This is a genomic window from Streptomyces sp. NPDC127106 (assembly GCF_042677605.1).
In the GTDB taxonomy this organism is placed as follows: Bacteria; Actinomycetota; Actinomycetes; order Streptomycetales; family Streptomycetaceae; genus Streptomyces.
Genome location: NZ_JBHXTC010000020.1, coordinates 23,207 through 42,924, shown reverse-complemented (window position 1 = coordinate 42,924; position 19,718 = coordinate 23,207). Strand labels below are relative to the sequence as shown.

16 protein-coding genes and 1 pseudogene are annotated in these 19,718 nt (G+C 70.8%); 7 read left to right on the top strand and 10 right to left on the bottom strand.

Annotated elements, in window-relative coordinates:
• The first annotated feature begins 79 nt into the window (after window positions 1–79).
• Complete coding sequence (locus ACFVGY_RS18665; protein ID WP_385678294.1) at window positions 80–508, top strand: VOC family protein; 429 nt, start codon at window positions 80–82, stop codon at window positions 506–508.
• 313 nt (window positions 509–821) lie between these two features.
• Here the strand turns inward: ACFVGY_RS18665 and ACFVGY_RS18660 are convergent, their stop codons facing one another.
• The 4 genes from ACFVGY_RS18660 to ACFVGY_RS18645 all read right to left on the bottom strand — a co-directional run bounded on the left by ACFVGY_RS18660 (window position 822) and on the right by ACFVGY_RS18645 (window position 4,108).
• The gene (locus tag ACFVGY_RS18660; protein ID WP_385678291.1) at window positions 822–1,163 is read right to left on the bottom strand and encodes a HopJ type III effector protein; all 342 of its coding nucleotides are present in this window, start codon (window positions 1,161–1,163) and stop codon (window positions 822–824) included.
• Window positions 1,164–1,462: 299 nt separating this feature from the next.
• Complete coding sequence (locus ACFVGY_RS18655; protein WP_385678288.1) at window positions 1,463–2,230, bottom strand: hypothetical protein; 768 nt, start codon at window positions 2,228–2,230, stop codon at window positions 1,463–1,465.
• 140 nt (window positions 2,231–2,370) lie between these two features.
• Complete coding sequence (locus ACFVGY_RS18650) at window positions 2,371–2,508, bottom strand: hypothetical protein (RefSeq protein ID WP_385678285.1); 138 nt, start codon at window positions 2,506–2,508, stop codon at window positions 2,371–2,373.
• 316 nt (window positions 2,509–2,824) lie between these two features.
• Complete coding sequence (locus tag ACFVGY_RS18645; RefSeq protein ID WP_385678282.1) at window positions 2,825–4,108, bottom strand: hydroxymethylglutaryl-CoA reductase; 1,284 nt, start codon at window positions 4,106–4,108, stop codon at window positions 2,825–2,827.
• An 833-nt stretch (window positions 4,109–4,941) separates the two neighbouring features.
• Here ACFVGY_RS18645 and ACFVGY_RS18640 point away from each other — a divergent pair.
• The 4 genes from ACFVGY_RS18640 (at window position 4,942) to ACFVGY_RS18625 (ending at window position 9,391) form a co-directional block, all read left to right on the top strand.
• Entirely contained in the window at window positions 4,942–5,151 is a 210-nt protein-coding gene (locus ACFVGY_RS18640) for a hypothetical protein (RefSeq protein ID WP_385678481.1), read from the top strand.
• Between the two features lie 322 nt (window positions 5,152–5,473).
• Window positions 5,474–5,677, top strand: a complete 204-nt coding sequence (locus ACFVGY_RS18635; RefSeq protein ID WP_385678279.1) for a CsbD family protein — start codon at window positions 5,474–5,476, stop codon at window positions 5,675–5,677.
• 260 nt (window positions 5,678–5,937) lie between these two features.
• Window positions 5,938–6,822: an SDR family oxidoreductase gene (locus ACFVGY_RS18630; protein WP_385678276.1), complete on the top strand. Its 885-nt coding sequence runs from the start codon at window positions 5,938–5,940 to the stop codon at window positions 6,820–6,822.
• A 331-nt stretch (window positions 6,823–7,153) separates the two neighbouring features.
• Window positions 7,154–9,391: a catalase gene (locus ACFVGY_RS18625; RefSeq protein WP_385678273.1), complete on the top strand. Its 2,238-nt coding sequence runs from the start codon at window positions 7,154–7,156 to the stop codon at window positions 9,389–9,391.
• Window positions 9,392–9,703: 312 nt separating this feature from the next.
• On the opposite strand, the gene ACFVGY_RS18620 is transcribed toward ACFVGY_RS18625, so the two are convergent.
• Complete coding sequence (locus ACFVGY_RS18620) at window positions 9,704–9,892, bottom strand: hypothetical protein (RefSeq protein ID WP_385678270.1); 189 nt, start codon at window positions 9,890–9,892, stop codon at window positions 9,704–9,706.
• A 577-nt stretch (window positions 9,893–10,469) separates the two neighbouring features.
• Here ACFVGY_RS18620 and ACFVGY_RS18615 point away from each other — a divergent pair.
• A complete protein-coding gene (locus tag ACFVGY_RS18615) occupies window positions 10,470–10,859 on the top strand; it encodes a hypothetical protein (protein WP_385678268.1) in 390 nt (129 codons plus the stop codon).
• Between the two features lie 454 nt (window positions 10,860–11,313).
• Here the strand turns inward: ACFVGY_RS18615 and ACFVGY_RS18610 are convergent.
• Both ACFVGY_RS18610 and ACFVGY_RS18605 read right to left on the bottom strand, forming a co-directional pair.
• Window positions 11,314–11,636 (bottom strand): annotated as a pseudogene (locus ACFVGY_RS18610) (plasmid stabilization protein).
• Between the two features lie 169 nt (window positions 11,637–11,805).
• Entirely contained in the window at window positions 11,806–12,318 is a 513-nt protein-coding gene (locus ACFVGY_RS18605) for a molybdopterin dinucleotide binding domain-containing protein (RefSeq protein WP_385678472.1), read from the bottom strand.
• A gap of 705 nt (window positions 12,319–13,023) precedes the next feature.
• Here ACFVGY_RS18605 and ACFVGY_RS18600 point away from each other — a divergent pair.
• Window positions 13,024–13,566 (top strand): isochorismatase family cysteine hydrolase, encoded by a 543-nt coding sequence (locus ACFVGY_RS18600; protein ID WP_385678265.1) that lies wholly within the window; start codon window positions 13,024–13,026, stop codon window positions 13,564–13,566.
• A gap of 95 nt (window positions 13,567–13,661) precedes the next feature.
• Here the strand turns inward: ACFVGY_RS18600 and ACFVGY_RS18595 are convergent, their stop codons facing one another.
• The 3 genes from ACFVGY_RS18595 to ACFVGY_RS18585 form a co-directional block, all read right to left on the bottom strand.
• Window positions 13,662–14,075 carry a CBS domain-containing protein gene (locus tag ACFVGY_RS18595; protein WP_385678261.1) on the bottom strand — a complete coding sequence of 138 codons (414 nt, stop codon included), beginning with the start codon at window positions 14,073–14,075 and terminating at the stop codon, window positions 13,662–13,664.
• A 286-nt stretch (window positions 14,076–14,361) separates the two neighbouring features.
• Window positions 14,362–14,868: a hypothetical protein gene (locus ACFVGY_RS18590; RefSeq protein WP_385678258.1), complete on the bottom strand. Its 507-nt coding sequence runs from the start codon at window positions 14,866–14,868 to the stop codon at window positions 14,362–14,364.
• A 181-nt stretch (window positions 14,869–15,049) separates the two neighbouring features.
• A complete protein-coding gene (locus tag ACFVGY_RS18585; protein WP_385678255.1) occupies window positions 15,050–19,339 on the bottom strand; it encodes an HAD-IC family P-type ATPase in 4,290 nt (1,429 codons plus the stop codon).
• Between the last annotated feature and the right edge of the window lie 379 nt (window positions 19,340–19,718).

The following is a 19,718-nucleotide window of genomic DNA, read 5'->3' as shown; positions in this document are numbered from 1 at the left end:
TTTGCCGGGTGCGCCGTTGCGCAGGACAGCCGCCCAAACCTGTCCGTGTGCGTGCGGGCACAGTGGGTAGACGCGCGGCATGACCGTGCAGAAGACACCCGTAATCGCCCTCGACTGCGCCGATCCCAAGGTCCTGGCGCAGTTCTACGCCGCCCTGCTGGGCGCAGCGGTCCGGGCCGACCCCACCTCGGACGACGTGGATGTGGTGGGCACGGCCGGCGTCAGGATCGTGTGCCGCCACGATGCCGGTTTTGCTCCGCCGAGTTGGCCCCGACCGGAGAACTCGCAGCAGGCACACCTGCGGATCGAAGTGGCCGACGCCGACCTCGACGAGGCCGAACGCGAGGCGGTGTCGCTGGGCGCCCGCCCGATCGCCACCAGTACGAGCGCCAGCACCGACTCCGGTATCCGCACGGAGGACGGTTCCCGCTCCGTCCGCCTCCTCAGCGATCCCGCCGGCCACACGTTCCTCCTGATCCCAGCAGATCCTGCCCCGGCGGTGGGGTGAGGGGAACGAGCAAGAACGCAGCGCTAAACCCGCGCGCGACGGGTCGAGGAATCGGGTCACCTGCTGGGTGGCTCGAACCCGGTGAACATACGTCGTCAGTGGGTGCAGGGTCCATGAGAGTTCGTGTCTGCCGACGGCTGGACGGGGCCGACGGGCGAAGGCCCGCGGCCGAGGTGGCTGACGGTCGACGGTCGGACCCGCCTGCGCGCGGACGCAGGCCGGCAGCGCGCGAGCAGCTCGTCGTGCGTGCTCGCCATAGCCCGGGTGCGCGCCAAGAAGGCCGGACTCACCCCGCTGCCGGTGCCGTCGCCGTTCAGCTCTTGCGGGCCAACGGTTGCCCGGCGAAGCTCACCCCTGCCAGGCCATGGGCCATGAGGTTGCGAATGTTGCCGTGATCGGTGTCGTTCGGCGTCGCCAGCACACTGCGATAGTGCTCACCGAATGCCAGGAGCGCCTCTTGGTCGCTCAGCCCTTCCAGCAGGGCCAGTCCCAGCGTCTTGCACGAACCCTCGTTCTCACCTGCGGCATTTTCCAGTTCCCCGTTGCGGAACGCCTGCGGCTGATACTCGTAATGCGCGGCGACGAAGGCCAAGGTGTCGGCGAACTCGTGCTCACCTGACGCAAGGCTCGCCCGCAGCGAGTTCAGATCAGTCATGTCGGTTTCCCCTGGGTTGGACGGACGGTCCAATTGCCGTCCGTGACCGGACGACAGTACCCTCCTACGGCCAGCCGGTAAGAATCGCGCCACACTCCGGACGAGCGGCATCTCCGCAGGTCACGACCGTGCGACTGTGTGACCCGCCGAGCGCCGGTTTCGGTCCGGGCGATCGGCCGCGCGGGCGGTGCTGATCAGCAGGCTGTTGCCGTTCCCGCCCCGTGTCGCAGGCCGGGTCGGTGATCGGCAACCCGGCCCCGACCTGCGCCCCGTGGTCGGGGGCCGCCCGAGCGGCCCGCCTACTGCTTCGTCAGAAGCAGCCCTGGCAGCGCGATGACCGGAGCCGCTCGGTTACCGCCGACGATGTGCACCTGGGTCGCGGGTCCGCCCGGGATGCACGCAAGCGCGCCCTCACGGTGTAGCCACAGCTGGACCGAAGTCGACATCTGCGGGTAGTCGAATACCCATCTGCCCTGCTCCGTGCACGTCCCGACGCGCAGGGTGTACTGACCACCCTCCCCGTGCTGCGTCTGCTCGGCCAGGGTGAGGGACGCAGCGTCCTTCGTGGCGGTCCACACTCCCGGAAAGTTCGTGTACGGTCCGGAGCAGGAGCCGCAGACCGCCGCCACCAGCGCGACGACGGCGATTGCGACTGCGGCGCGGGACGGCTGGATCGACAGCCCCGTCGGGCTGCCGGTAGTGCAGGGGACAGTGGCCGCGCACGAGGCGGCCATCGCGACGGCGCACCAGACGACCCAGGGCCCCGTGCCCGCCCTGACCAGCACGATCAGGAGCGCGAGCGCGAGGATCAACGAGGCGGCTGCCCGCCAGATGGCAGTGGTGTTCCGGGCATTGCGCAGCGTCAGCACCACGACCACGATCGGCAGGACCGCCAGGGTCATGGCGAGGAGCAGTGCGCACACCAGGACGAGAGTCCCGTCGAATTTCGGCACCAACGTGGTGGTGTCCGCCAAAGCGAACGTCCCCACCAGCCCCGCGACCTCCACAGCGAACGCCGACCACAGCACGACGGCGAGCCGGCGGCCCGTCGTTTCTTCCCCCACCAAAGCCCCCAGGATTTGAGCATGTTCAATTAATGGGGTGCATCGTACTGGAACCGGCCATCCCGTCAGGGAGCAGCTACCCGGAGCCGGACCCGCCCACCGTACGGAGCAGCGGCACCGCGCCGGAGGGCGACGGCAGCGGTCTACAGGACCGACAGGTCGACGATGTCGGTGGTGACGCCGACGAGGAGGAGGCCGAGGAACGCTTCGACATAGGTCAGAGCGGTGCGCTCGGCAACGTCGGCGATGGCGCTGGGGTCTCGGGTTCCCCTGGGACGCATCCCCCTGGGACGACGGGCACTCCCCGACGCAGACACGGAGATCGGCAGGCGTTCTCCGTCGCGCGTGCCGCTGCGACTGGGGGTCGTCCGGGCGATCATCCCGGCCGGCACCCAGCGCCACAGGTCTTTCCACAGACCTCGCACGGTCGTAGGTACCGTAGGGGTCGGTCGCAGCAGATATGAAGCACCCCAAGCGCGCAGCGGGGCGCACGGTGTCCAGGGACTGGTCACCGCGGTCCCCGCCAGCCTCCTGCGCGACTACGTGGACGAGATGGAGGGGTGCGGAGGATCTCCTACAGGACCGCCCTCCAAACGATCACGAGTGTCGTGTGCGTGGACGTGCGAGCTGAGTGTGATCGCGTGCCCGCGGGGGCTCGGTGGCTTCGCGGGGGTGTTCGGCGGTAGGGGTTCGTGGTCGGGGGGACTCCGAGTCGACCTTGGGCCTGTTGCGCCCGAGGCGTTCGTGGGCGCTGGCGAAGTGCCCGGAAACGGCTGCCGAGACCGTGGAGAGGTCCAGGGCCAAGGCGAAGCCGGCGATGATTTCCGCGAGTCGGGCGGCGCTTCCCCGGCCGGTGCATCCCATCGCCTCGAGGAGTTCGTGCTGTGTGGGGAGGTGGGTGCCGCCCCCGACTGTGCCGACCGCCAGGCCGGGGAGGGTCATGCTCGCATAGACGCCGTCGGGTGTCCGTTCGAGGATGAACTGCCCCGCGCTCGATTCGTGAACGCAGGCGATGTCCTGGCCCGTCGCGGTGAAGATTGCTGCCACGATGTTGGCCGTGTTCGCATTCGAGCCCAGCACACCGCTGTGCACCGCCCCGGCTGCGATGTGCCGGTAGCCCCTGACCAGCTCGTCCGGGGTCGTCTTCAGGACTCGCTCGACGATGCCTCCCGGCAGGAGGCAGTCGGCGGACACCCTGACCCCGCGCCCTTCCGCCACGGCCTGAGACGACGCCTTCTTGTCGCCCGATGTGTTTCCCTCGATGATGAACGCTTCGAGTTCATCGTGGTCGACCAGGTGGGGCTGTTCCAGGATCCACTGACAGGCGTGCCAGGTGCACGCAGTGGTCATGTTCTGCCCTGCAGCGTCCCCGGTGGTGTACCTGAACCTCAGGTGGACGGTCCTGCCCAGCACCACGGGTTCGATCGAGATGAGTTCGGCATGGTTGGAGACCTGCCGGACGGCCGTGCGGAGGTCGTCGAGGTGGCGGGGGACTTCCGTGGCGAAACGGCTGGCGGCCACCAGGCGGGAGAAGGCGAAGACGGGTGCACGCGTCATCGCCTGCGAGACGGCGCGGGTGCTGACGCCACCTGCCATGGTGATGGCCAGGGCTCCCCGTGTCGCCGACGAGATCAAGGCGCCCTCCGTGGTGGCCATGGGGGCATAGACCTCACCCTGGACGCTCTCCCCGCAGAACAGCAAGGGCCCGGCCACACCGACGGGGATCTCGACGGCGCCCACGAATCCCTCGATGTTGCCGGTCAGCTTTCCGGCGTCGAGTCGTGTCTGCTGCAAGGAGCCCAGCTCCAGGCGGGTGATGGACCGCAGCCAGTCAAGCCGTTGAAGCCGCGCCGACTCCGTGTAGACGCTCCTGGCGGGCACGTACCGTCCGGCGGGGCGAGGGCCGGGAATTCCTCGATGGCTCATGCAGCATCGCTCTCTCGGGTGGCCCCGCGGACTGCTCCGTCGGGGCGGCGTTCTATTGGCTCGGGCCGGCCGGGTGTCTGCTGCCCAGGGGGGACCGCCCTGCTGGTGCCTCGGCCCCCTGCTGACGAGGCAGGGCCGGGTGCTCTACGGCCCGGGGATGTAGGTGACGGTGGTGGTGTCGCAGTGCTGGGCGATGGTGCGGAGCGCGACGACCGCATCACAGTGATCACCGCACCCCCTGGTTCTACCGATCCCGCGCCCGTGGGTGTAGGCCCGACGATGGTGTTTCACCCGCCAGGGAAGGCGCGTTCACCGCCGAAACGGCACTTCACCGCCGTGCTCGGCTTGACGTCGTCAATGTGGTGGGTCTGCGCTGGTGTTCACCCCGGCCGCGCCGGGCGGCGGTGGGTGCTGGTTCAGACGCAGCGCGGGCAGGTGGGGGAGCCGCGACGTCCTGGACGCGGGTTTGGTCCGGCCAGGTGTCGTGGCGGAGGGGTTTTCCGGCACCCGCTCAGGTTCAGCGGCCATGCCTGGACGGGACCGTGGAGGCTGTCCCGCAGGTCGGTCCGGGGGCGGCTGCGGCGGTCGGCTGACTTCCGACTTCGGGCCGCTTCCGCCACAGCAGGGGCAAACCCCGTGCGCATCAAGTTCGGCGGCAGCGTATGACTGACAAGATGCGTGCTTTGCTGCTCTCCCCTCCTCGTACTGAACCTGGAGCCAGAGCCGCTCGAACCGCAGGGGCTCCGTTGAGCGGAGGCCAGTCCTTTCGGGATTCGGCGAACAGGTTGATGAGCTGGGTCTCCTACTGGCAGACCGTCTACGAGCGGCATCGCCGCTGGTCGGCGGACGGCACCTGGCAACGGTTCCTGGGCGAGTTGCAGATCAAGGCCGATGCAGCCGACGCCGACGCCGACGGCGTCCTGGCCGGGGCGCTCAAAGACGGCCTCCGCCAGACAGGCTGCGTGGGCAGGGCGTCCGTGATCGCATCGGAGGGGTGAAGGATCCGTCCGGTGGTGATGAGTCGGCGTTGCTGGCCCGGGAAGGGCACGCGGACCGGGCGGCAGCCCGCCGCGCGGGGGCGTCCCGAGCCGTTGACGGAGCGGACCTGAAGTACCTGCTGGACATGCTCGGCCTGTGGCCCGTGGACGATCCACCGCCCCCAGGTCGGCAGTGATCGGCGGAGCGGACGCTCATGCGCGACGCACTGCCGCGTCCGTGGCCGGGCCGCTCCGTTGACCCGGGTCCCCGCCTCGACGAGCGAAACATCCTGATCTCGCCTAGTTTATGTGCATCAGCGTGCTTTCCGAGAAGGAGACTCTCATGGCTGAGAAGGCCAAGGGCAAGATGGAGCAGGCCAAGGGCAAGGCGAAGGAAGCCGCCGGCAAGGTGACCGGCAGCGAACGGTTGGAAGCCGAAGGCAAGATGGACCAGGCCAAGGGCAAGCTGCGAGAGACCGCGGGCGAGGCCGAGGAGCGGGCCCGCGGCATCGATGACTCCCTGCGCGGCCGACGCCAGAAGCCTTGACCCGGCTGCTTCCTCGGCCCCCGACGTGCCCGGCGTCGGGGGCCGCCGCTTGACGTCATTTCGCGGCTGCTCGTGACGGTGCGCGACTGTCCGGGCCCCTGGGCGCGGCAGCCCTCGCCAAGGCTGTGCGCGACCTCCGCACCCCTGCCGTCCAGCGCCCTCGTCTCGCCGCTCGGCCACGCGACCGGGCTGACCGAGCACACTACTTGCCGGTCCCCGGGGACTGGCCGAGCAGCCACGCCGACGAAAGAGCCCACACGATGAGCAGTGCCCAGTTCCCCGACCCCACCAGCCAGTACCCGCAGCCCGACTTCCCTGAGCAGGAACAGGCCCCACCGGGCTGGACCGGCCCCATGGATCCCCCGCCCGACCACGGCGAGGAGTCCTACCGCGGCACCGGCCAGCTGGAGGGCCGCCGGGTACTGATCACCGGCGGGGACTCCGGGATCGGCCGCGCCGTGGCCCTGGCCTTCGCCCGCGAGGGCGCCGACGTCGCCTTCACCCACCTGCCGGAAGAGGAGCAGGACGCCCGGGCGACGACGCGTCTGGTACGGGACGCGGGCCGGCGGGCCCTCGCGGTCGCCTGCGACATCCGCGACGAGGACCAGTGCCGGAACCTGATCGACCGCACCGTGGCCGAACTCGGCGGGATCGACGTCCTGGTCAACAATGCCGCCTACCAGATGTCCCAGCCCGACGGCATCGAGGCCATCACCACCGAACAGTTCGACCGTGTGGTCCGCACCAACCTGTACGGCATGTTCTGGCTGACGAAAATGGCCCTTCCCCACATGGACGCGGGGGCCTGCATCATCAACACGGCATCGGTACAGGCGTACAAGCCCAGCCCGCACCTGCTGGACTACGCCATGACCAAGGGCGCGATCGCCAACTTCACCCAGGGGCTCGCCCAGATGCTCGCCGACCGTGGCATCCGGGTGAACGCCGTGGCACCGGGCCCGGTGTGGACGCCGCTCATCCCGGCGACGATGCCCGACACCACCGAGTTCGGCAAACAGTCGCCCCTCGGCCGGCCGGCCCAGCCGGCCGAGATGGCACCCGCCTACGTCTTCCTCGCCTCCGCCCAGGCCGGCTACATCACCGGAGAGATCATGAACGCCACCGGCGGTACCCCTCTACCCTGACCGACCTCGGCGCCGTGCGACGCGGTTGTCACTCGAGTGGACGAGGCAGTGCTCAGAGCCTCGGCCCGTCGTGACACGCGGGGGACGCAGGCCACTTCACGGGGATTGCCGCCGCCGTTTGCGGGCAGCCGGTCTTCTGAACCAACCGGCAGCGGCCGTTCGCTCCAGCGCTTCGATGCCAGCGCCCGTTCTCAACGGCCCCGATGGGGCCGGGAAGCCGGCCGGCAGACCACGAGGGCGGAGGCGGGTGAGAAACGCCTGCACTCCGTTTCAGAGCGGATGCTTCCCGGTCATGGCTGAACCGTCCAGCAGACCGTCTTTGGGAGAAGAGATGACCACGAAGCACGCTTCTGCGGCCTCGGAGCCGGGCGAGGGCGACCTGCCGGGCAAGCCGGGCCCGGTGTCCCCGCCCGTGACCGAGCCGACGCAGCCCGCGGAGCCCCTTCCGCCCAAGGCTGACCAGGAAGGGCCGGAAACCGTGAGCCCCACCGGTCAGGCGACCGGGGCAGAGCAGGCGCGGGTCGCGCAGAGCGGCGCGTACCTGACCAACGCCCAGGGAACACGGCTGTACGAAAGCGACCGCTCCCTGAAAGCGGGGCCGCGGGGACCGGTCCTGCTCCAGGACCACCACCTGCGCGAGAAGATCACGCACTTCGACCACGAGCGGATCCCGGAGCGCGTGGTCCATGCCCGTGGGGCGGCCGCCCACGGAGTCTTCCAGGGCTACGGCGCGGCCGGAGAAGTGACACGGGCCGCCTTCCTCGCGAAGGATGTGGAGACGCCCGTCTTCGTCCGGTTCTCCACCGTCCTCGGCTCGCGTGGCTCGGCCGACACCGTGCGCGACACGAGGGGTTTCGCGACGAAGTTCTACACCGACGAAGGCACTTTCGACCTGGTCGGGAACAACATCCCCGTGTTCTTCATCCAGGACGCGATCAAGTTCCCCGACGTCATCCATGCCGGCAAGCCGCACCCCGATCGGGAGATCCCCCAGGCCCAGAGCGCGCACGACACGTTCTGGGATTTCGTGTCCCTCCACACGGAGGCCACGCACCACACGCTGTGGAACATGTCCGACCGCGGGATCCCCCGCTCCTACCGGATGATGGAGGGCTTCGGCGTCCACACGTTCCGCCTGGTCAATGCCGCCGGTGACACCGCTTTGGTGAAGTTCCACTGGAAGCCGAAGCTGGGCGTGCACTCCCTGGTGTGGGAGGAGGCCCAGCTGATCAACGGGATGGATCCCGACTTCCATCGCCGGGACCTCTTCGACGCCATCGAATCCGGCGCCTTCCCCCAATGGGAGCTGGGCATCCAGGTCTTTCCCGACACGCAGGACCAGATGTTCGAAGGCATCGACCTCCTTGATCCCACGAAGATCGTCCCCGAGGAGCTCGCGCCGGTTCAGCCGATCGGGCTGATGACGCTCAACGCCAACACGAAGAACTTCTTCGCCGAGACCGAACAGGTGGCCTTCCACCCCGGCCACCTCGTCCCCGGTATCGACGTCACCGACGACCCGCTGCTCGCCGGCCGTCTCTTCTCCTACCTGGACACGCAGATCAGCCGGCTGGGCGGCCCCAACTTCGCCCAGATCCCGATCAACCGGCCGCACGCCCCCGTGAACGACATGCTGCGCGACGGCATGCACCAGACCGCCGTACACAGCGGCGTGGCTCCCTACCGGCCCAACAGCCTGGACGGCGGCTGCCCCTTCCTCGCGGGCGCCGACACCAGCGCCTTCATCGAGGCACCCGTGAAGGTTCCCGGGGCGAGCAAGGTCCGTGAGGCGCCCGCTTCCTTCTCGGACCACTTCAGCCAGCCCTGGCTCTTCTGGCTCAGCATGAGCCCGCCGGAGCGCGAGCACATCATCGCCGCCTACACGTTCGAACTGAACAAGTGCTACGAGCAGGCGGTCAAGGAACGCATGTTGGGAGTCCTGGCGAACATCGATGCCCAGCTGTGCGAAAGGGTGGCCGAAGGCCTGGGCCTGCCAGCGCCGGCTCCCGCCGTCCCCCTCGACGCGGTCGAACCGAGCCCTGCCCTCTCGCAGGTGGGTCAGACCTGGCCGGTGGACGGGCGTACGGTCGGCATCATTGCCGACGACGCGGCCGACCTCGAAGGCGTCCGGAGCGCGCGGCAGGCTGTCCTCGACGCAGGCATGGTGCCGCTCGTCATCGCCCCGACCGGCGGGACCCTCGACTCCGACGGGGACCCCATCACTGTTCAGCGCACCTTTGCCACCGCCCGTTCCGTGGAATTCGACGCCCTTCTCCTCGCTGGCGCACCCGAGCCGGGCGCCGATGCCCACGGCGCCCGCGACGCGAAGGCGGGCGCGCCCGGGCCTCACGGAGCCGATCCCCGCGTCGTGCTGCTGCTGACCGAGGCCTACCGCCACGGGAAGGCCCTCGGTGGCTGGAACGGTGCCCCTCAGCTCCTCGAAGCCGTCGGCATCGGGGCGGGCGAACCCGGCGTCGCGCTGGGAGCGGAGGGTGCGGCGGCCGTCGAGGCCGTCACCGCTGCTCTGGCCGAGCACCGGGCCTGGGACAGGTTCCCGCCCGCCGCCTGACCTCGGCGCGAATGCCGATCAGGGCCGGCGTCACCGGTCCATGAGCGAACCGGGTCAGGACGGAGGGGAGCCGCCTCGCCCGCCCCCGGCGTTCATCGCGGCGGCCGCCGGGGGCTGACGGTGGCAGTGGTGGCGCGATGGAGCCTTTCGACACCGTCCCGGGTGGAATCACGTCGGATTGCACAATCTCCATGTCGGGCGTCTGCCCTTGCACGCCCGTCCAGTTTCTCCGGCGGCCGCGCCCCCCACCACCAGTCCGGGTATGCCACCGGCGTGCCCGTGAACCGCGAGGGGCCGACCGCGTCCGGGCGGTCAGGCGTGGCCCGATCGGAGGAGGTCCAGGACGGCGCCCTCGACGACGCCTTGAGTGGCCGGCTGACCGAGGACGGCGTCCCTTCCCAGTGCGCCGAGGGCGGGGGCAACGGTCTGCCCGTCCACGTACGGCTCGACGACGCAGGGGTGGATGGAGGACGCCCTGCACACGGCGGGTGTGTTCCCCATCCGTTCTCGGTTCGGCGCCGGCAGCGGGCGGTCGCCCGTGTCCAGGTAGCGGAAGCCCCGACCGTGGCGACCCGGTGCCACCCCGCTGCATGCGGATCGCTGGTCCGCAGCCGCGCGGCAGTCTCACTCCATGTCGGGGTGAGCCTGGGTGCGCAAGGTCCACGCCGCACCCGAACAGTCGTAGGGCAGGGGCGGGAACCGGTGCCCGCGCACGTCGGTGCTCTTGCTCCGCAGGTGTTCTTCGCCGCAGTCACAAGCGTAGATGCCTCTCTGAGGCGCGATCTCGCCAGGTTTCCACTGCTCCGTGCCGTTCATGCCGGCCCACCCCGGGGACCGGCCCGGGGCACGGCTGTGGGCACGGCTGCGTTCCGGGCTTCCTCCCTTCTCCTGCACGGCTCGGACTCGCCGGGGCGCGCAGACGGTGACAGCACGCCGGCCACCGATCGCGGTCACCCCTGCTCCAGCGTCCCGGCACCACTCGCCGGGGCCGGGCGGGAGCGCACGGGATGGGGGGTTGGATGGCCCCGAAGGGGGCAGGCGCCACGGCCAGGAAGGCCCCAACCAGGAGGAGGCTCTGATGGCCACCAGACCGAAGTCGCACGTACCGCATGGTGAGGGACCCGGTCGGCATGAAGGCACCGAGCAGCACGGCTGGTCGGTCGACGTCGACTCGACGCACACGGAGGAAAACCCCAGCGCGCGCCGTTCCTTCGACCCGCCGGAGAAGCACACGGGCACCACACGCAAGGCGCCCAAGCACGCAGCGGCTCCCGGGAAGGCCGACGAGGGAACGCCGGTGAAGAGCACCACGCGCAGCGGGGAGGATCTGGCCAAGGGGAGCGGCCAGAAGGGGCACCATGACCTGGGCCCTCGTGGACGCTCGCAGCGTCCCAGTGGCGGCAAGGATGACTCCGCCTTCACCGGTATCGACCCCGAAGGAGGACCGAAGAAGCTGCGCCGGGGGTGATCGGCGCAGCACGGGGGCTTGCTTGCGACGTCCTCGACGACTCGGGCAGAACCACGAGGTGCTGGCCGGCAAGGACGACATGAGAGGGCGGTTCGTGAGTCGTTGAGCGGCTCTGTCGTCGCCTGATGATGTGGGTGCGGGGCGGAATCAGCCGGTCCGCAGCCGCTCGTCTGCACTTCGGGCCGGCTGCGGGAGGCCTACGGAAGACCGTCACCGCACCCGCGGACCCGCATCCTCCAACAGTGAAGCCGGACCGGGTGGGTTGGGGTGGAGTGGGAGCGAAGCGGGCAACCCCATCGGGCCACCGGCCGCGGACCGTCGGCCCGCCCGCACCCACACCATGAAGGTGGCACCCGATAGGACATTGGTCGTGACGCGTAGGCAACTCACCGATGCTCAGGTGCGGCCCGTACGGGACTGCCCCGGTGTGAATGCCTCGGGGTGCCCGCAATGGTCAGTGGCCCAGTGCTCGCTTGAGTTCGGCCTTGTCCATATCAGAGCGGCCCTTGATGTTCCGCTTCTTTGCCTCGTTGTACAGCTGTTCCTTCGTCGGGCCTTCGGAGCCGCTGTGCGACCGCTGTCCGCCGCGCTTGGACGAGGACGTGTCCTGGGTGGAGGACCGGCTCGCCGTCTTCGACTCGCCTGAGCGGGCTCGTTCCTTGTTCACGGTGCGGGCCGCGATCTCCTTGGCCCGCTTCTCGGATTCCCCGCGGTCCCGCCGGACTCCTTGATGTGCTCGTACTGGCGTTCCCGCTTCGGGGAGGACCCACGGGGCATGGCCTTCTCCTTCCACTCCTCGATCTTTTGATGCCGACCGCATTCCGCGTCCGCCCTCCGACGTGCCGACCCGGCCGCGCTCAGGGCGTCGGCGTCGGCGCAGGGCCAAGGGTGAACACCCATTTCCCCGCTATACGAACCACGTAGCGTGCCGCGCCCGGTGGTGCGATCAGGAGCCCCTGTGCTCCTTGGTGGCCATGGCGCACCTCCTGGCTGCCAGGCTCCTGCCCTGCGCAGGGCGCCGCATGCATGTGTTGCCAGGGGGACAGCCCGTATGCGCCTCACCTCCCTGGGTCACGACCGCCTTGTCAGATGCGCTCGCGAGGCCTGGCCGCGCCGGTTCGGGAGCACGGTCACGCGGTGGTGCCTGGCGTGGAGGGGGCCGGGATCTTGGCTGGGCCCTTCGCGGGCTGCCATCGCCTGGCGCGGCCGTGGTGCGTACCGGCGCCGAGGCGGCGACCGTGGGGGCCGGGGCCGGGGCCGGGGCCGGAGGTGGGCGGTGGGCGGACAGGGTGAGGCGGGCGGCGCCGCTCTTGAACAGCGGCTGCTTGGAGGCCGGGTCCCAGGTGGTAGGTGTGAGTTCGTTGGCCGCCCGGTGATGGCCGTCGCCGTCCGGGGCGTCCCAGTAGCCGTAGTGGAACGGCAGGAAGAGGACGCCCTCACGGATCCCGGTGATCCGCACCCGGGCCCGTACCACGCCGCGCCGCGTGACAACCTCTGCGAGGTCCCCCTCCGACCGTCCCGGACCGCCAGCTCCATGGCGTCGCCGTTGGAGTGGAGGTTCGAGGCTGTTGGAACCCACCGGTCGACACGCACGGCGCCGTCATCGTCGGAGCCCGCTGGGAGGTACGAGTCGACGCGTACGGGCCAGGGCTCGCCGGGGCCGTAGGGGGTTCGAGGGCCCCAGGGGTCGTCGATGCGATCAGGAGCCGTCTCGGACTTGGCCATACCGGGCGCCTGCCCTCGTTCCGGACAAGCCATGCCCTGGCTGGACGGACGGGTGCGAGAGGGATGGGCGGCGCGGGGTGCACCGTGTTCGGCGGCGCGGCTGGCGACCTCACCAGTAGCAGCAGATGGCAGCTGCCAACCGAGGGAGGCGAGGTAGCTACGGGGGGTGGCGTTCGTAGTGCAGCGCGTTCGCGCCGCACAGAGGTGCATCTTCGAACCCGGCTCGCCCCGGTCCACGGGGGCGGACCCGTGAATCCGCCCCGTTTCCGCCTGACGCGGGACCTGAGGCAGGGCGGCGACGACCGCCGTCCGTCCTCGTCAATGTGCCGGTCGCTCCTGCACGCTGCCTGCGATTCCAAACTCGCGTCGCGCACCACCCCGGATGGCAGAGACTGGAAGGGAACGGAAAGGGGCGGATACCGAGCGAGAGGCGGCTCCCATGCCCCGTACCGCGCTCATCGTGATCGACATGCTCAACACGTACGAGCACGAGGACGCCGAGGTCTTGGTCCCGTCCGTCCGCGAGGCGCTCCCCGGGATCACGGCGCTGTTGAAGCACGCCCGAGCCAGCGAGTCGCCGGTCGTCTACGTGAACGACAACTTCGGGGAATGGCGCTCCCACCACGGGGAGATCCTGCGGGCCGCTCTCGCGGGCCGTCACAAGGACCTGGTGGAGCCGGTCGCCCCCGACGAGAACTCGCTCTTCGTGGTCAAGGCGCGGCACTCGATCTTCTTCGAAACCCCATTGGCCTACCTGCTGGGCCAGCTCGAGACCGAGCGCCTGGTCCTGTGTGGACAGGTGACCGAGCAGTGTGTGCTGTATTCGGCGCTGGATGCCCACATCCGGCACTTCGGTGTCGTCGTGGTGGCCGACGCGGTCGCCCATATCGATGCCGACCTGGCCGAGGCGGCCCTGCGGATGATGAGCCGCAACATGTCCGCGCACATCTGCGAGGTGGACGACGTCGCCTTCGACGCCTGACGGGACCGGCGACGATTCATCGGGACCGACCGGGGCCGCATCGCTGACCGGCGATGGGCACCGTGCCTCGGACAGGTTCAACCGGCTGCAGAGGGTCAGGAAGAAAGGGCCTCCAGGAGGTCGCCGACTTGCGGGTGGGGCAAGGAACGAGCGACATCGGCCTGAGAGACGATTCCCACCAGGGTGTGTCCGTCGATGACCGGCAAGCGGCGGACCTTGTGCTCGGTCATGGTCCGCAAGATCTCTTCCGCCTCGTCGTCGGCTCCGATGGTGACGGCTTCGCCTTGTGCCAGGTTCCCGGCCTTGGTCTGGCCGGGGTCCATTCCCGCACCGAGGACCTTCACCACGATGTCCCGATCGGTGAGCATGCCCTTCAGCTTGTTGTCCTCACCGCAGATCGGCAGGGCACCCACCCCGTGCGCGGCCATCTTCTTCGCTGCCTCCAGAACCGTCTCCTGAGCGCCGACACATGTGGCGTCCGGAGTCATGATCTCGCGTGCGGTCGTCATGATGCTTCACCCTCTCGACACGTTTCGCGGTATGCCTGTGCCCTGCGCCTGCCCCGCCCGGCTGCACGTACGCGCAGCGCGACGAGCGGCTCGTGACGCGGACAGCGAGAGCGCTGTCGTCGCCGGGCGGGCCCGGGCAGCGGTCCGCGAGGCGTTCAGGTCCTGGGGGACGACCAAGCGGCTGCTTTCGACGGTAGCCGGGTGCCGGCTGGGGCCCCCCGCGTTGCGCTGCCCTGCATGGCGCCACCAGAGGCTTGTCGCCGGGCTGTCGGCCGAAACCGGCGGACTAGCGCCCTTCACCGGTGTGGGCGAGCGTGGTGTGCAGGTGACGGACGGCTTCCTCGGCGTCTTGGAGCTCGCTGGGGGTGGGGACGGTGGTGCCGAAGCTCTGCCGTTGGCCGGCGGCGGGCAGGGCGCGCCAGGTGAGGACGGGGGAGAGCGCGGTGATGGCGCGGGCGAGGAACCAGGCCAGGGGGCCGTGGGTGCGGGCGAGGGTGACGGCGAGGACGGCGAGGGCCTCACGCAGGTGTTCCAGGCGCTTGATGACCAGCAGCGTCTGCTGCTCGGCGGCCGGGCCGACCGCTTCCGCAAGGCTGGCGGCGGCCTTGCGGGCCAGCGCAGCATCTCCCGCGTCCAACTCCCACAACCCGCCCCGGAGCTGTGTATCGGCTTCCGCGACGAGGTCCGCGATCTGCGCGCGCATGCCTGTTTCGGCCTGCCGCCGGCCCACGTCCTGCGGGTCGTACGGGAGCACGCCGCGTGAAGGCGGTTCATCCGCCTGCGGAGCGCACATGGGGCCTCCTTCGCCTTTATGGCATTCACCCCTGTCTTCCCCGTTCGAGCGTTCGCGGCGCTGCTCTCCGGTAACCAGAGCTTTGTGGCCGGGGCACCGGGCCACGTGGATCAGGACGTGGCCGGCGGGTCGGGCTCGTCCGGCGCAGAAGCCGTACGCCGTGCCGTGGAAGTGCCCCCGTTCACGGCTGCCCGCTGAGGTCATTTTCGACCAAGGTCGTCGGCGATGGTTCGGTGGAGCCCGCACGGCCGGGCAGCTGTGTCCACAGGTGGCCGAGGGCGAGGGCGACGGCGATGGAGCCGAGGGCGATGCCCCAGGCGAACGGGCCCAATGGCACGCAGCCGAAGAAATGGCTGACCCCGGGGGTCTGGATGATCGCGGCGAGTACCGCGGCCGAGCCCAGGCCGGCGATGAGGACGCTGCGGTCCGGGCCGCCGGTGGTGAGGGTCTGGGCGAGTTGGGTGCCGACGACGGCGGCCAGGGCGATGGTGCCGGCGCGGGTGGCCGTGCCGGTGAGGCGTGCGGCCGTCCAGGCCAGGCCGGCTCCGGTGGCGGTCACCGTGCCGCGGTGCAGCATTTCGTGGGTGAGGGCCGTGCTCAGGGAGGTGTGCGGGCCTTCTTCGAGGAGGCGTTCGCCGGCCGTTTCGGTGGGTTCGCGCATGGCGATGGCCAGGGACGGGGCGAGGTCGGTCAGCAGGTTGACCAGCATGATCTGCCGGGCGTTGAGGGGGGTGGTGCCGGTGACGGCGGAGGCCAGGACGCTGAAGGTGACCTCGCCGAGGTTGCCGCCGATGAGGATCGCGAGGGCGGCGCGGACTGAGGCCCACATGGCGCGGCCTTCGGTGAGGGCGGAGACGATGGTCTCGAGCCGGTCGTCGGTGACGACGAGGTCGGCGGCGGCGGTCGCGGCGGGGGTGCCGCGGCGGCCGAGTGCGATGCCGATGTCCGCGAGCCGGATGGCGGGCGCGTCGTTGGCGCCGTCGCCCGTCATCGCCACGACGCGTCCGATGCGCTGGTACGCCTGGACGATGCGGACCTTGTGGGCGGGGCTGCAGCGGGCGATGACGTCGACGGTGGGCAGGAGTTCGTCCAGGGCGTCGTCGTCCAGCTCGTCGAGTTCGGGGCCGGTGCGAATGGTGGGGCCGTCACCGTTGTCCTCCCCCGTGCTGTCGGTTGCTTCGTCGAGGGCCGATGCGATGGCGTCGGCGGTGGCGGGATGGTCGCCGGTGAGCATGACGGTCTGCACGCCGGCGGCCCGCAGGCGGGCGGTGGCGGACGCCGCGCTGGAGCGCAGCGGGTCCGAGAGGGTGATGAAGCCGAGCATGACCAGGCCCTGCACGGTGTCGTCGGTGAGCTCCTCGTCGTCGCGCATGCGGCGTTCGGCGACCGCCAGCACGCGGCGTCCGGCGGCCGCGAGCTCCTCTGCCGCGGCCATCAGCGCAGTACGGGAGCCCTCGTCCAGCGCTGTGCTGTTGCTGCCGGCGGAGCGGCGGTGGGTGCAGCGGGCGATGACGTTCTCGGGCGCGCCCTTGACGCTGAGGAGGGCGCCCCTGGCGGTGCGTCCCGCTGTGGCGTGGTAGGCACGAGCGGGTTCGAAGGGCAGGGTATCGGTGCGCTGCCAGCGGGCAGCCCCTGTGCGTGGGACGACGCGGGCCCGCTGAGCGCCGTCCAGGACGGCCCGGTCGGTCCGGTGGGCCATCGGTTCGGCCTGCCGGGCGGCCGGGGTGGCGCGCAGGGCGGCGGCGAGGACTTCCTTGTGCCGGGTGCGGAGCCGTTCGAGAGGCGCGGTCGTTTCGCCGTCGTGGACCTCGGCCAGACGCAGGGTGCCTTCGGTCAGCGTGCCGGTCTTGTCGAAGCAGAGGACGTCCGCACGTCCGAGGGCCTCGATGGTCCTCGGGTTGCGGACCAGAGCGCCCACGTCAGCGAGGCGGCGGGCGGCCGCCAGCTGTGCGGCGTTCACCAGGAAGGGCAGGCCTTCGGGGACGGAAGCGACGGCCAGGTTGACGGCGGAGGCAAGGTTCTCCGTCAGGGGCCGGCCGTGCAGCAGGCCGGAGAGGGTCACGGCGACGGCGGAGCCCAGGGCGATGGGGATGCTGGCGCGGGTGAGGGAGGACAGGCGGGACTCCACGCCGGTTCTCGGCGCGGACTGGCGGGCGGTGGCGAGGCTGCGGCCCGCTTCGGTGGCCGGCCCCGTGGCGACGACGACGGCGACGCCGCGTCCGGCCGACACGCTCGTGCCCTCGTACAGCATCGAGGTGCGGCCCTGGAGAGCGGCGGCGATGACGGGGGCCGGGTCCTTGGCCACAGCGAGGGACTCGCCGGTGAGGGAGGACTCGTCGACCTCCAGCCCGTCCGCCTCCAGCAGCCGGCAGTCGGCGGGGGCGACGTCCTCGGGCCCGAGGACGACGATGTCACCGGGGACCAGTTCCCCGGCGGCCACCAGCCGCTCGTGGCCGGCCCTGCGCACCCGGGCGCCGATCGCGGACCGGGCGAAGAGCTCGGCGAGGGCCCTGTCCGTTCGTACCCGCTGGAAGCCGCCGACGAGGGCGGACACGCTGGTGATCGCGGCCACCAGGGCCGCGTCCGTACGGGAGCCCACGGCTGCGGCCAGGGCGCCGCCGACCGCGAGGATGGGCGTGAGCGGGTTGGCGAGTTCCTCGATGAAGGCGTGCGCGAGGGTCAGCGGAGCGGGTGCCCCCGTGCGTGCTCCGCCCGCCCGGGCGGCGGCCTCCTGGGTCGACAGTCCGGCCGGCCGGCTGCCCAGCCGTTGGAGGACCCGGTCTGCGGGCATCAGGTGCCACGGGGTGGCGGCGACCGGCGGGTCCACCGGGCGGGCCAGCAGCTGCCGGGCTCGCCAGGCGCCCAGGCAGAATGCCAGGAACCCTGCCGTGTTGCCGATCGCCAGGACGCGCGCGGTCGCCCGCCATGCCGGCGACTGCAGGGCCGCGACGGCACCGACGCCGCTGCCGCCGGCGGAGAGGAGACGGCTGTCACGGTCCACATCGGCGGCGATCGCGACGGCATCGACGACGACGGCGGCCGCCTCGAGCTCCGGACCGATCAGGAGGTGCGCGCCCCACGGGGTGTCCACCCCGTTGGTGTGGATGCCGATCGCGCAGTCGGCCTCGGCCAGGGCGCGGCGGTTGTCGGACAGGAGCAGGACGACGGCACCTTCGGCCTGGAGGCCGCGCAGCGACGCGGTCAGATGCCGGCCGGCCGGTACGACGTCATCGGCGTACGCGATACGGGCGTCCTCGCGGGTCGTGGCCACGACGATGCGGGCTCCTGCCCGCCGGGCCGCCGCGGCGACGGCCTCCGCGCCCGGGGCGGACTGGGCGGCCAGGCCGGCCACGGCCTGGAGGCTGCCTCCGCGGGCCAGGCCGAGGACCTTCTCGGCACCGCGGCGGCGAACCCTCTCGGCCGCGTCGTGGCCGGGTTCCTCGTCGAGCTCCAACTCGTTCAGAAGCCCGAGGATCCAGTCGCCGTCGTGCCGGGCGGCGAGTGGATCCTCGGGGTCGTACAGGGCGAAGAGGCGGTCGGCCGCCTCCGCCGTGTCGGCGTCGTTCAGGACGGCGAAGTCGATCGGCTCGTAGCGGTTGCCGCGAAGGGCGTCCTCCTCCAGGAGGATCGTGTCCACTCGGCCGAGGCGCCGCAGCACGGTGCGGTCCATCGTGACCACGCCGCGCTGGGCCAGGTGCCGGCCCAGGCTCGCGGCGAAGCCTTCGCGACCGGCCGTCGGGGCCTTGGGCACCGCGGCGACGGCGACGGCGACCGCCCGTCGCACGCCCGCGAAGGGCAGCGCGGCCAACGCCACGCCGATCCCTGCCGCCATGGACTGCTCGGCGAAATGGTCTGCCGCGTCCTGCGGCAGTGGGCCGGCCCGCTCGGTCTCCACGGCCTCGGCGGCCGCCTCCCGAGGCCCACGGACGAGTCGTGACTCCGCTTCGCTCCAGGCCTCGCGCTCGGCGCTCGCCTCGCGCCAGGCCGCTGCACGCAGCAGCACGTCCAGGCCGATCCCGCCGCCGCCGGTCGCCACGCCCTGGATCAGGGCGCCGGCCACGGACAGCAGGGACTCCGCCTCCGCTTCACCGCTGACGTCCTCGACCAGATGCCGTAGGCGCGGGTGCGCACGGAGGGCGTCGATGATCGCGGCGACTTCGGCGGGCAGGCCGATCCAGGGTGCGAGCCGGCGGACGGTGGCGATGGCCAGGCCGAGCGTGTCCGCGGCCAGAGCCGGCAAGGAGGAGAAGGGAGGGCCCTCGGAGGGGTGGTCCGGCTCCGGGACCCACGCGTCGAAGGCTTCCTCCTCGGCGACGTGGTCCCCTTCCGCTCCCTCCACGAGGGCCACCAGCTCCCTCACCGGCGGGGCAGGCGAACCCAGCTCGACGACCACCCGCTCCATCGGCGCGTTCACGCGCGCCCACAGCACCCCCGAGTGTCCCTCGACGGCCCGCTCGATACGACGGGACACCTGCCCACCATCCGGGCCGTGGACACCGGACACCTCGATGTAGCAGCGCCCCGGCCGAGACCACACCTGGCGCTGAGGAGGGCCGATCAGACTCTCCGCCACCTCCCGGACCGCCCGTGCACCAGCTGCGGCGAACCCGGCGACGGCCGAGAACAGGGAGCCGAGGTCACGGCTCCCCGCGTCAGCGGACGAGGAGGACGAGGACGGTCCAGGCCCCTCCGACTCTGGCATTGGAGTGCGCTCCCTTGATCGCTATGGCGGGATGGGCGGGCGGGCCAGCCGGTGTGCGATGCGGAGCACAGCAGGCCCGATCTAGCAAATCCGCTTATTCCATCCAGAAGGGGCAATACGCGCACTAAGGGCTAATTGCCGTACCGTA

Bases quoted from the DNA above. Each gene is read 5' to 3' on its own strand.
- ACFVGY_RS18665 (WP_385678294.1), top strand. From the start codon at position 80: ATGACCGTGCAGAAGACACCCGTAATCGCCCTCGACTGCGCCGATCCC.
- ACFVGY_RS18660 (WP_385678291.1), bottom strand. From the start codon at position 1,163: ATGACTGATCTGAACTCGCTGCGGGCGAGCCTTGCGTCAGGTGAGCAC.
- ACFVGY_RS18650 (WP_385678285.1), bottom strand. From the start codon at position 2,508: ATGCGTCCCAGGGGAACCCGAGACCCCAGCGCCATCGCCGACGTTGCC.
- ACFVGY_RS18640 (WP_385678481.1), top strand. From the start codon at position 4,942: ATGAGCTGGGTCTCCTACTGGCAGACCGTCTACGAGCGGCATCGCCGC.
- ACFVGY_RS18635 (WP_385678279.1), top strand. From the start codon at position 5,474: ATGGCTGAGAAGGCCAAGGGCAAGATGGAGCAGGCCAAGGGCAAGGCG.
- ACFVGY_RS18630 (WP_385678276.1), top strand. From the start codon at position 5,938: ATGAGCAGTGCCCAGTTCCCCGACCCCACCAGCCAGTACCCGCAGCCC.
- ACFVGY_RS18625 (WP_385678273.1), top strand. From the start codon at position 7,154: ATGACCACGAAGCACGCTTCTGCGGCCTCGGAGCCGGGCGAGGGCGAC.
- ACFVGY_RS18620 (WP_385678270.1), bottom strand. From the start codon at position 9,892: ATGGGGAACACACCCGCCGTGTGCAGGGCGTCCTCCATCCACCCCTGC.
- ACFVGY_RS18615 (WP_385678268.1), top strand. From the start codon at position 10,470: ATGGCCACCAGACCGAAGTCGCACGTACCGCATGGTGAGGGACCCGGT.
- ACFVGY_RS18600 (WP_385678265.1), top strand. From the start codon at position 13,024: ATGCCCCGTACCGCGCTCATCGTGATCGACATGCTCAACACGTACGAG.
- ACFVGY_RS18595 (WP_385678261.1), bottom strand. From the start codon at position 14,075: ATGACGACCGCACGCGAGATCATGACTCCGGACGCCACATGTGTCGGC.
- ACFVGY_RS18590 (WP_385678258.1), bottom strand. From the start codon at position 14,868: ATGTGCGCTCCGCAGGCGGATGAACCGCCTTCACGCGGCGTGCTCCCG.